At 69.1% G+C, this 11,640-nt stretch carries 10 protein-coding genes; 5 read left to right on the forward strand and 5 right to left on the reverse strand.

The window, feature by feature from the left end:
- Positions 1 to 16: 16 nt before the first annotated feature.
- The 5 genes from O7609_RS05355 to O7609_RS05375 all read right to left on the reverse strand — a co-directional run bounded on the left by O7609_RS05355 (position 17) and on the right by O7609_RS05375 (position 3,572).
- A complete protein-coding gene (locus O7609_RS05355) occupies positions 17 to 829 on the reverse strand; it encodes a maleylpyruvate isomerase family mycothiol-dependent enzyme (protein ID WP_269743149.1) in 813 nt (270 codons plus the stop codon).
- Entirely contained in the window at positions 826 to 1,488 is a 663-nt protein-coding gene (locus O7609_RS05360) for a cutinase family protein (protein ID WP_269743150.1), read from the reverse strand. The genes O7609_RS05355 and O7609_RS05360 overlap by 4 nt, the downstream gene beginning before the upstream one ends.
- A complete protein-coding gene (locus O7609_RS05365; protein WP_269743151.1) occupies positions 1,485 to 1,910 on the reverse strand; it encodes a hypothetical protein in 426 nt (141 codons plus the stop codon). The genes O7609_RS05360 and O7609_RS05365 overlap by 4 nt, the downstream gene beginning before the upstream one ends.
- 63 nt (positions 1,911 to 1,973) lie before the next feature.
- Complete coding sequence (locus O7609_RS05370) at positions 1,974 to 3,098, reverse strand: serine hydrolase domain-containing protein (protein ID WP_269743152.1); 1,125 nt, start codon at positions 3,096 to 3,098, stop codon at positions 1,974 to 1,976.
- Positions 3,099 to 3,203: 105 nt separating this feature from the next.
- The gene (locus tag O7609_RS05375; protein ID WP_269743153.1) at positions 3,204 to 3,572 is read right to left on the reverse strand and encodes an ArsR/SmtB family transcription factor; all 369 of its coding nucleotides are present in this window, start codon (positions 3,570 to 3,572) and stop codon (positions 3,204 to 3,206) included.
- 107 nt (positions 3,573 to 3,679) lie between these two features.
- Between O7609_RS05375 and O7609_RS05380 the strand changes: the two genes are divergently transcribed.
- The 5 genes from O7609_RS05380 (at position 3,680) to O7609_RS05400 (ending at position 11,605) form a co-directional block, all read left to right on the forward strand.
- On the forward strand, positions 3,680 to 5,143 hold the full coding sequence (locus tag O7609_RS05380; protein WP_269743154.1) for an NAD(P)-binding domain-containing protein: 1,464 nt from the start codon (positions 3,680 to 3,682) through the stop codon (positions 5,141 to 5,143).
- A gap of 39 nt (positions 5,144 to 5,182) precedes the next feature.
- On the forward strand, positions 5,183 to 6,652 hold the full coding sequence (locus O7609_RS05385; RefSeq protein WP_269743155.1) for an MFS transporter: 1,470 nt from the start codon (positions 5,183 to 5,185) through the stop codon (positions 6,650 to 6,652).
- An 80-nt stretch (positions 6,653 to 6,732) separates the two neighbouring features.
- Positions 6,733 to 9,276: a molybdopterin-containing oxidoreductase family protein gene (locus O7609_RS05390; RefSeq protein ID WP_269743156.1), complete on the forward strand. Its 2,544-nt coding sequence runs from the start codon at positions 6,733 to 6,735 to the stop codon at positions 9,274 to 9,276.
- A 410-nt stretch (positions 9,277 to 9,686) separates the two neighbouring features.
- A complete protein-coding gene (locus tag O7609_RS05395; protein ID WP_269743157.1) occupies positions 9,687 to 10,832 on the forward strand; it encodes a glutamine amidotransferase-related protein in 1,146 nt (381 codons plus the stop codon).
- Complete coding sequence (locus O7609_RS05400) at positions 10,829 to 11,605, forward strand: SDR family oxidoreductase (RefSeq protein ID WP_269743158.1); 777 nt, start codon at positions 10,829 to 10,831, stop codon at positions 11,603 to 11,605. Before O7609_RS05395 ends, O7609_RS05400 begins: the two co-directional genes overlap by 4 nt.
- Positions 11,606 to 11,640: the final 35 nt, after the last annotated feature.

The raw sequence follows: 11,640 nt of genomic DNA on the forward strand, positions 1-11,640 counted from the left end.
AAGGGCCCCGCCTTGCTCAGATCCGGTAGAAGAGGTTCAGATAGCGGTCGGCGATGTCCCGGTCGCCTCGGCAGGTGCCGGTGTTGGCCCGGCCGAAGGCGGCCAGTACGAGGCTGGCGGGGTCGAACTCGAGCACCGTGGCCAGGTCGTCGACGCTTCCGGGAGTGAACTCGACGCCCGACTCGCTGACGGCGGCCCGCGTCTCCCCGGCGTTGGGGCCACTGGTGACACGAATGCCGATGGTGAACGGCTCTACGCCGACCGGGTCGTTGGTGTTCTGCCACATCAGGAAGCACACAGGGACGAGCATGTCGGCCGCGTCGGCCTGGAGGACGTGACTGCGGCCGAGCCCCTGGCGTATGTCCCAGGTGTGCACGATGTAGTCAAGCATCTGACAGACGGGCAGGAAGCACGCGGGTACCGGCCCCATGTACTTGTGCGGAACGAGCAGTTGGGTCCACTCGTCGTCGCCCAGCCCGTTCACGACATCGAGGATGCGGTCCAAGTCGCGGCGGAGCCGGGTCAGCAGTTCGTCCTGGCTCACGTCCCTCATGGCCAAGGCGTCCTTGTCCATGAGGGTGGACATGTCACGCACCCCGAGCGGCTCTCTGGACTCCGCCTCACCGCGTGCGGCGGCGAAGGAGTGCAGATAGACCTCCGTCGTGTCGACCATGTGCGCGATCACGTCGCGGACCTGCCAGTGTCCGGCCGCGGTCGGTGCCTGCCACACGGCGGGGTCCGAGGCCAGTTCGAACATGCCCTCGGCCTCGCGACGCCATATCTCGTCGAGGTTCTTGCGGCCCGCGGGCTCCATGAAATTCCAGCTCATGTCCGGTCTCCCGTTGGTTGGTGGGCGCCGAGCCGTCCCAGGGCGAACGTGGCGCCTTCTTCACGCATGGAGTTCGTCAGATAGGCCAGGTGGGCCACATAGGTTCCACCGTTGCCCTGGCAGGCGATGTCGCCGACGGCGCAGTAGTTCTGCATGCGGTCGGCGTATTCGGCCAGTTGGCCGACAGGGCGCGGGTTCTCGCTCTGCCGGTCCGCTTCGAAGGTGCCGGCGTTGAAGGGCTCGCCCGCGGTGAAGCGGGGGTCCCCGTAGAAGAGGACCGCGGCGACCCGGGACGCGGCGGCTGCGGAGAGTTCCGGGGCCGCACGTCCCATGTCACGCAGAGTAGGAGCGACGAGTGCCTCGCCGATCACCCAGGCCCCCTGCGAGTAGCCCATGAGCACATGGCGGCGTTCGGGGTACTCGCTCGCGGCGTCGTTGAGAAGCCGCACCAGGGTGTCGACTCCGTGGGGAACGCTGGCCGCGAACTCGAAGTCCGCGGGGTAATCGAGTTCGGTGTAGGTGGTGGGCACGGTGAGCCCCGCGCTGATCAGCTCTCCCACCGGCATGAGCAGTCTGCTGCCGCTCTGGGGCTCGGTTGTGCCTCGCACCGCGATGAGGGCGACGTCCGAGGACTGCACTTCCTGAGGTGAACCGGTCATGCGCTGGAAACGTTGTTCCCGGTCAGAGCGTTCTCGACGTCCTGACGTGTGAACGTTCCGCTGGCCACGATCCGCCCGTCGATCATGACCATGGGTGGGCGGGCGCTGCCGCGGGCGAGCTGGCTCTGGATCTCGGCGAGGATCTCCTGCGGAAGCGCGCCGGCCAAGGCGTCGGTCGCCGAAACCAACCGGGAGCGGGCCGTGGAACCGACGGCCGCGATGGCGGCGTCGACCGTGCGGACCGCCTGCTCCTCAGCCGAGGCGGCGGAGGGGTTGCAGCAACTGTCGCTGATGACGAGCACCTCGATGGGCGCGGCAGTGGCCGGTGCCGCCGTGGGGTTCTCGCCCGCGGCCGGTCCGCAGCAGCTCACGTTCGGAGCGGCCTCGTTCCCGGGGTCGGCGGAGGTGTCGTTCGCGGTCATCGGTTTCTCCGTTCGTCGTTCGGTGACTCGAAGTTGGTCGGATGGACGTACCGGGGAGGTGTGTCAGGCCAGGCAGCCGAGCGCGGCGTAGACCTCCTGCGCCACAGAGCGGGCCGCCTGGTCGGCCGGCCCCACGGTCAGCCTGTTCTTCGTCAGGGCGAAGGCGATGCCGTGTGCGGGGTCGGCGAAGGCCGCGCTGCCGCCGCTGCCGGTGTTGCCGAAGGATGTGGCCGAACCACCGGCCCAGGTCAGGCCGTGGAAGTAGCCGAGGGTCTTGGCGCTGTGGTGACCGAGCATCCGGTCGTTCCCCGAGAAGGCCAAAGCTGCCACCTGGGCGGCGCGCTCGGGGGAGATCAGCCGCACGCCGTCGACGTCGTCGAGCAGCGCGGCGTACATGCGGGCGAGCGCGGCGGCGGACATGGTTCCGGCGGCGGGGACGTCGGCCCGCAGGTATTCCTTGTCGTTGCCCAGCCCGGAGCAGGCGACGACCGGGCGCGGCGACGCCTGGAAGATGGGCGCCGTGTCCGGCATCGCCGCGATCGCGGCGTCCCAGTTGCCCGCTTCCAGAACCGCCATCCGAGGCAACTGACTCTCGGGGACGCCGAAGAACAGCGAGTCGGCCACGCCTAGGGGATGCGCCACTTGTTCGTACAACGCTTCGGACATCGGCTTGCCGGTGGCCCGGCGGACAACCTCACCGATGATCCAGCCGAAGGTCCAGCCGTGGTACCCCATCTCGGTACCCGGCTCCCACAGGGGCGCGAGGCCGGCGATGCGCTCGCACGTCTCGTCCCAGTCACACATGTGGGCGGGCAGTGTGTCCGGGGGCAGATGCGGAACGCCCGCCGTGTGGGTGAGTACCTGGCCCAGCGTGATGTCCTGCTTGCCGTGGGCCGCGAACTCGGGCCAGTACGCGGCGACCGGGACGTCGTAGCCGATGACACCCTGCTCCGCGAGGACGTGCGCGAGGGTCGCGGTGACCCCCTTTCCCGCGGAGAAGCCGTGGAAGAGGGTGTCCGTCCGCACGGCCGTGCGACTCAGCGGATCGGTGACCCCGGCCGCGGCGTCGGCGACGAGTTCACCTCTGTGGTACGCGGCCGCCTGGAGCCCTGTCTCATGGCCCGCCTCGACAAGTTCGTCCAGTACGCGCTGCACGCGCGGCTGCACATCACCGGTGTCGACCGTCATGAGACAAACTCCTCCCGTCACCCGGCGCCGACGCGCGGGCCTTGCGTAGTGCTGCGAGTCGTGCCGACCGGGCTAGGACGAGGCCTTCTGGGGCAGCGCCCCGCCCTACTCGCCTGCCCCGGCGGAGCCCTCTTGCCCCACGTCGGGGAGGGCGGCGAGCGTGGCGAGCAACTGAACTGGCTGGAGAAGGGCGTCACAGCAGAGCGAGTAGATGTTGCTGCGGCCCTTGGGGGTCGCGACGACCAGCCCCTGCTCACGCAGTGGCGTGAGGTGATGACTGACCAGCGTCTGCGCCATGCCGGTGGCCTCCGTGAGCTCTCGGACCGAACGGGGGTGCTCTGCGAGCAGCAGCATGAGCGTCAGCCTGGTCTCATCGGCCAGGGCCTTCAGCAACGGCGCCAAGCGCCGCGCCCGCTCTGCGGCCGAGGGCAGCGCAGACACGTCCCAGAGCTCGATGTCCAGTTCCCGTCCCATGACTCCATTGAACCACAGCTCATTGTCATCAACAATATCTACTGGTATTACTCGGGGATGCTGATGATTGGCGCGGCACGCGGGCCACGCCGGACGGAGAGGGCGCAATGTCGGACAGGCACAGTTCGAAGAAGACCGTCGCAGTGATCGGGGCGGGCCCGGTCGGGCTGGCGGCAGCGGCGCACCTGCTGGAGCGGGGGCTCGAGCCAGTCGTCCTGGAGGCCGGGGTCCAGGCCGCCGACGTGGTCCAGGAATGGGGGCACATCCGACTCTTCTCCCCGTGGCGGTACAACATCGACGCCGCCGCCCGGCGGCTTCTCCAGCAGACCGAGTGGAAGGAACCGGACACCGACGTCCTGCCCACGGGTGCGGAGCTCGTCGAGAACTACCTGCACCCTCTGGCTGGGACCCCGCAACTCGCCCCCAGGATCCACACCGACCGCCGGGTGCGGGCGGTGACCCGTACCGGGATGGACAAGGTCCGCAGCCTGGGGCGCGAGGAGCAGTCTTTCCTCCTGCGTACCACCTCCTCCACGGGAGAGGTCCACGACTTCACCGCCGACGCCGTGATCGACGCGTCCGGGGTGTGGGGCCAGCCGAACCCCCTCGGCACGGCCGGGCTGCGGGCCCCCGGCGAGGAGGCCGTCGGCCCATACCTCACGGGCGCCTTGCCGGACGTGCTGGGACGGGGCCGCGCCCGCTTCGCCGGCCGGCACACGCTCGTGGCCGGGATGGGCCACTCGGCGGCCAACACCCTGCTAGCACTCGCGGAGCTGGCGGACACGGCGGAGGGAACCACCATCACCTGGGTGGTCCGCGGCGCGTCGCCGACGCGGCTGTACGGCGGTGGCGACGCGGACGGCCTGCCCGCCCGCGGGGCGCTCGGCAGCCGGCTGAAGGAGCGGGTCGAACGCGGGGATATCACCCTGATCCCCGAGTTCACCATCACCGGCTTCGAGGTTCCGGCCGCATGCTGCGGCTCCCCGTCGGGCCCGCTGAGCGTGCGGGGCCAGACGCCTAAAGGGGCCATGAAGATCGACGTCGACAACGTCGTGGACGCCGTCGGGTTCCGCCCGGACCTGGAGATGCTGCGCGAGATCCGGCTGGGTCTCGACCCCGCGGTCGAGGCCCCCGTCGCCATCGGCCCGATGATCGACCCGAACGCGCACAGTTGCGGCACCGTGCCCCCGCATGGCGAACGCGAACTCGCCCACCCCGAGCCGGACTTCTACATCGCTGGCGTCAAGAGCTACGGGCGCGCGCCGACCTTCCTCCTCGCCACCGGATACGAACAGGTGCGCTCCGTGGCGGCGGCCCTCGCGGGCGACCGCGCGGCCGCCGACGCCGTCGAACTGGAACTGCCCGAGACGGGAGTCTGCACGACCGACCTGCCCTCGGCCGACGGTGCCACGGACGAGGGAGCCGGTTGCTGCGCCCCCGGGCCCGCCCCCGCGCAACAGGGATTCCCCACCGGGTTCGAGCACGGATACGCGGGTGACGCGGCCCGGAACGAGGCACAGTCCGAAGCCTCGTGCTGCGCCCCCGAGCAGGACTCGGAGCCGGGCAAGTAATCCGTTCCCACATCTCACAGAGAGAGCATCAGTTTCCTCATGTCTGAAACCGATACCGCGCAGGACGTGCGCTGGACCCCCAAGATGTGGGGGCTCCTCTCGGTGCTGTGCTTCGCCCTCCTCCTAGACGGTCTCGATGTCACCCTGGTCGGCGTGGCGCTGCCCTCCATTGGCGCAGACCTCGACATGTCCACGTCCGACCTGCAGTGGATCGTCAATGGCTACCTGCTGGGCTACGGGGCGCTTCTCCTGCTGGGCGGACGCACGGCGGACCTGGTCGGCCGGCGAACCGTCTTCCTCGTCTCCCTGACCGTGTTCGCCCTCGCATCGCTGATGGGCGGGCTGGTCGACGACGGAACGCTGGTCATCATCAGCCGCTTCATCAAGGGTGTGGCCGCCGCCTTCACGGTGCCCACGGGCCTGTCCATCATCACGACCACGTTCCCCGAGGGCCCGCAGCGGAACAAGGCGGTCGCGATCTACACGGCCTTCGGCGCTGCCGGATTCTCGTCCGGTCTGATCATCGGTGGCCTGATGACCGAGCTGCACTGGCGCTGGACGTTCCTGTTCTCGGTTCCCGTCGCCGCGGGCGCCCTGATCGCCGGTTTCTTCCTGATCCCGAAGGACCGGCCCAGCTCCACCGGACGCTACGACTTCCCCGGTGCCCTGACGCTCACGGCCGGCATGCTGCTGCTCGTCTACGCGGTCGTCGAGGCGCCGTCCGTCGGCTGGACCGACCCGCAGACGATCCTCGCGTTCGTCGGCGTGGTCCTCCTGCTCGGTGGATTCGCCATGGTGGAGCGCAAGGTGAGCAGCCCGCTGGTGCCGCTCGCTATCTTCCGGCGCGGCGCCCTGATGCGGGCGAACCTCTCGTTCATCGCGCTGCTGGGCTCCTACTTCAGCTTCCAGTTCCTGATCACCCTGTACCTGCAGGAGACGTTGGACTGGACGCCGCTGGAGCTCGCCCTGGCGCTGCTGCCCATCGGGCTGATCGTGGCGTTCGGCGCACCCATGGCCGGCAAGCTCATCGGCCGGTTCAGCACCGCGACGCTGATCGTCTTCGGACTCGCCTCGGAAGCACTGGGCTTCCTCCTGCTGCTCCGCATGGACACCGAGCCCTCCTACGTCACGATGATCCTGCCCACCGTGGTCCTGGTAGGCATCGGGTTCGCCTTCGTCTTCCCGTGCGCCAACGTGCAGGCCGTGACCGGCGTGGAGCCTCGCGAGCAGGGGCTGGCCGCGGGCATGATCCAGGCGTCCGGCCAGGTCGGCGCGGCCGTCGTCCTGGCGGTTACCACGGCGATCATCGCCACCGAGCCCACCGCCGGGACAGCGCCCTCTCCGCAGGAGGTCCTCGACCAGTTCCAGCCGGGGCTGGTCTTCGGTGCCGCAGTCGCGCTGGCGGGAACCGTGCTGGTGCAGATCAAGCGCCGCACACCACGAAACGCCGCGACGACTTCCGCGGGCACCGAGGCGGAGCAGGCCAAGGCCGAGAGCAGCGTGAACTGATGACTCACCGTTGGGGGCACGCCCGACGTGCCCCCAACGGTGAGCCCATCTCCACCACACCACGGGGGAAGGAAAAGCACATGTCGACTGAGATACCGCCGACCAGACCGTCACGCCGCGGTGTCGTTGCGACAGCGGGCGGTGCGGCGCTCAGCACCCTTGCCGCCGGACCCGCTGCCGCGCGTGAACGTCACACGCCGGAGGCGGCGTCCCCCCGCGCCGACGCGACCGCCCAGGCACCAGGCACGGTGCCCCGCGGTGACTTCGACTTCACCGACGGCTCCGCGGCTCTCACCCCCGACCGCACGGTTGCCACGGCATGCCAGTTCTGCAACGCCAACTGTCGCCTGCACGTCGACCTCAGGGCCGGCCGGATCATCGGCGTCCGCGGTGAGAAGAATGATCCGGTCCAGGACGGCAAGGTGTGCCTCAAGGCCGACCTGATGCCCGAACTCGTTTACAACGAGACGCGGCTGACGTCACCCCTGCGCCGCGTCGCCGGGAAGAAGGGCTCGGACGAATCCCGGTTCGAGGAGATCGGCTGGGACGAGGCGCTGCGGACGATCGCCGAGAAGCTGCTGGACCTCCGCGACCGCGGCGAGGCACATGCGATCGCCAACCGCACCACGGGCCGCATGCCGCGCGGAACGGACGCACTGGTCTCCCGCATGTTCGCGATGCTGGGGAGCCCCAACGACAGCGACGTCGGACCGGTCTGCAACGACGCGGGCGGCGACGCGCTCGCCACGACCTTCGGCCTGGGCGCCTTCACCAACGGCTACGGCGTCGACGCCGCCACCGGGGCCGAGGACCTCGGCGCGGCCCGGCACCTTCTCTTTCTCGGCACGAACCAGGCCGAGACTCACCCCGTCACCTTCGAGTACCTGCTCCGCGAGCGCCGGAAGACGAACGCGACCCTCACCGTCGTCGATCCGCGACTGACCCCCACGGGCAGGGAAGCAGACCGCTGGGTGGCCCCCAAGCCGCACACCGACTTCGCACTCGTGCTGGGCATGCTGCACCACGTCGTCGAAGCGGGTCTCTACGACAGCGCGTTCGTCGACCACTGGGTACTGGGCTTCGACGCACTGCGCGTACACCTGGCCAGACACCGATACACACCCGGATGGGCCGCGGAGGTCACTGGCGTGCCCGAAGCCACGATCGTCGAGATGGCCGAGGAGTACGCGCGGGCCAAGCCTGCCGCGATCTTCTGCAACGCGGGTATCTCCCACCAGCTCGGGGCCTTCGACACCTACCGGGTCCTCGCCTTCCTCGCCGCGGTCACCGGCAACATCGGCATACCAGGCGGCGGCTGCAACTTCATGCACAACACCTGGCCGGGGGCGTTGTCACTGCCCGAACTCACCGTCGAGACACCGGAACGACGCGAGACGCTTCCCGTCGGCCCCGACTACTTTGCCGAGTCCATCCTCACCGGCCGCCCCTACCGGCTCAAGGCCGTCATCACCCAGGGCAACCCGCTCGTTGCCTCCGCCAACTCCAGGAAGGTACGCGAAGCCTTCGAGAAGCTCGACTTCTACGTGTACACCGGCCTGTTCATGGAAGAGCCGGCGAAGTACGCGGACATCATCCTCCCCGTCTGCAGCGGGCTGGAGATGGAAGGCGTCTACATGCGCCGCGACGACCGCGCGATCCGCTGGCAGGACCAGGTCGTGCCCGCCGTCGGCGACTCCAAGCCGGACTGGGAGATCTGGGTCGAGCTGGCCCACGCCCTCGCCCGCCTGGACACGAAGCGGCCTTCAACGGACTGGACCAACGCCTTCCCCAGGGAATGGACCGACTACCAGAAACTCTGGGAGCAGTTCGTCGAGCACACACCCGGCATGGGCGGCATGAGCCGTGAGCGCATGCGAGAGCGGGCCGAGCCGCTGCGGTGGCCCTGCCCTGGCCCGGAACATCCCGGGGTGAGCACGCTCTTCGCCGACCACCCGAGCTGGTACGAGGCCGCGGAGTTCCTTGACCCCGTGAACAAGGGCAAGAGGTTTCTGACGCCCAGCGGGAAGATCGAGATCACCACCCGCGACCTGGACCGGCGGCTCAGGGAAGCCGGACACAGCGCGCTGCCCGTCTTCTACACCCACCCCGAAGTCACGGGCGCTCATCCCACCGTGCGTTACCGCAAGAAGACGTTCGTGACCAACCCGGTCAACCCGCACGCCGTCACCCATCCGGTGGAGCTGGGAGTACCGGGGAACGACGACGTGCATCGCAGGTTCCCGCTGATGGGCGTGACCGGCCGGCCCAGTGTGGTGCATTTCGCCGAAGTGACCCACTGGACGCGTACGGGCAAACAGCTCAACGGAGTCCGCCTGGTGCAGATTCACCCACGTACCGCGCGCCTGAGCGGCATCGGCAACGGGGACGAAGTCACCGTGGAGAGCCCACGAGGCACGGTGTGCGGCACGGCCCTCCTGTGGGAGGGAATCCGGGAGGACACGGTTTTCGTGCCGAACACCTTCAGCCCGTCCCAACAGGTCGGGGACCTCTTCGAAGCACGCCGGTACGAGCCGGTGAACGCACTGCCGGACGACGGCTACTACGACAATCTCTCGGGGCAACAGGCCTACAAATGCTTCGCCTGCCGGGTCGTCAAGTCCTGACGGCCCGGCTGACCGGCCGTCGACGTGAAGGCCCTCCGGGGCCCGTGGCTGCGCGCGAACGTGGTCCGCTCCCGCAACCACTCGCGATCTCGTCTGACCGACCTCGGACCGACTCGATATCGACATGAATCTAACTTGACAAGCATCGAAACAGCGGCGCAACCTGTTTCCGGGCAACTACACGCTGTTGAAAGGGAGTTGAACCTCACCGGTTCAGGCTTCCCCAGACGACACCAGCACGACCACAGACTTCATGACCATCACGGGGGGAGTGGGCAAGGCATGCAAGCGGCAGCTTCCGTCCGTGCCAGCGATTCCCGCCCCGAAGCCCTTGAGTTACCGCACCGTCACCGCTCCCCGCGGTCGCGGCGCGTCTTCATGCCCTCAAAGTCATCTGCATAAGAGTTCTCGTGTCCGCTGCGCGCAGGCCTCTTCTGGCCCTGGTAGGAGACCAGTACAACCACCAGGAACCGGCACACCCCCGGATCGAGCCGCTCATGCCCGCCCTGGGCGTCGAGACCGAGTGGGTGCCCACGTCCGAGATCGATGACAGCACGGACTTCACACGCTTCGACGGCATCTGGGTCGTGCCGGGCGCCCCTTACCACGCGCAGCAGGGCGTGCATCGCGCGATCCGCTATGCACGGGAGAACAAGGCGCCGCTCCTCGGGACCTGCGGCGGCTTCTACAGCGCCGTCCTCGAGTACTCCCAGAACGTGCTCCACCTGGCCGAGACGGAAGGGCTCGGGAACGACCTCTCCCCGATCGAGCGGCTGATCATTCCTCCCACCTGTACGGCGGACAACACCAACAAGGTCTCGCTGTTCCTTCGCGAGGGGTCGCGGCTGTCCGCGCTCTACGGCGGCCGCACCGAGATCGAAGAGATCCTCCAGTGCGACTACGGCATGGTCCAGGAGTTCCTCGACGCAGCGACGCAGGGGGACGTCAAGTTCAGCGGCTGGGACAAGGGCAACGCCCCCCGGGCGCTGGAGATCACGGACCATCCGTTCTTCATGGCCTGCCTCTTCCAGCCGGAGCTCTCCAGCGCACCTGGTGCGGTGCACACGATCGTGGCCGGCTTCCTCAGCGCGGCCTACGCCGCGGCCGGGCTGGAGATACCGGACTTCTCCGTTCCGCCCGCCGACGGCCCGCCCGTCGACTTCGAGCAGTACGAGCGCGCCCTCGACAGCGTGCGCAACGACCCGCGCACCCGTGCCGCCTTCACCGACACCTCCACCTTCTCCCAGGTCGGGATCGGCAGCGGACTGCGAGCGGTCACCAGGGCCAGCGGCGACGGCGACGTCCAGCTCCTGTCCGTGCACAACGTCTCGGCCGAGCCGCGGACGTTCACCCCGGCCGTCCACCTGCCCCAGGCGCAGGCATGGAACACGCCGGTGGTGTTCCTCAGCGGAGCGATGGACAGCTCCGCCGGCGAGGACGGCGCCCTCTCCTGCACGCTCGCACCGGGCGCCGTCGCCTGGCTCGGAGCCTTCCCGGCGGCCTCCGGCATGGTCCCGGCCGGGTTCACCGCGCTGACCGGGCAGGGGGCGGGATGAGCGAGGCACGTCAGCCGGTGGCGGTCGTCACCGGAGCCGGGAGCGGCATAGGCGCGGCCACCTCCCGCAGACTGGCCGCCGAGGGCCATCATGTGGTGCTCGCCGCCCGCCGCAGTCACCGCATCGAAGCAGTGGCCAAGGAGATCCGCGCGCAGGGAGGCAGCGCCGACCCGCACACCCTGGACGTGACCGACCGCGGCGCGGTCGAGGCCTTCGCCGCCTCGCTCGAGCACTGCGACGTCCTCGTGAACAACGCGGGCGGTGCCTTCGGCACCGAACCGGTGGAAGACGCGGACGCGGCCGACTGGCGCAGGATGTTCGAGGCGAACGTGCTCGGCTCGCTCCATGTGACGCAGGCCCTGCTGCCCAGGCTCATCGGGAGTGGCGACGGCACCGTCGTCATCATCTCCTCGACCGCGGGCTTCACCGTCTACGAGGGTGGCGGCGGCTACAGCGCCGCCAAGCACGGTCAGCACGCTCTGGCCGGCACCCTCCGAATGGAGCTCTGCGGGCGGCCAGTCCGGGTGGTGGAAGTGGCACCGGGCATGGTGCACACCGAGGAGTTCTCGCTGAATCGGTACCGGGGCGACGAGGAGAAGTCCGCCGCGGTGTACGCCGGCGTGGACCAGCCTCTCGTGGCCGAGGACATCGCCGACGTCGTCGCCTGGGCCGTCACCCGCCCCTCGCATGTGAACGTCGACTTCCTCGTCGTACGTCCCCGCGCCCAGGCCGCCCAGCACAAGGTGCACCGCGGTCCGGACGCACCCCGCTGACGGTCCTCCTGGCACAGCCCTGCCCCGCCCCACCT

Source organism: Streptomyces sp. WMMC1477, from assembly GCF_027460245.1.
GTDB lineage: Bacteria > Actinomycetota > Actinomycetes > Streptomycetales > Streptomycetaceae > Streptomyces.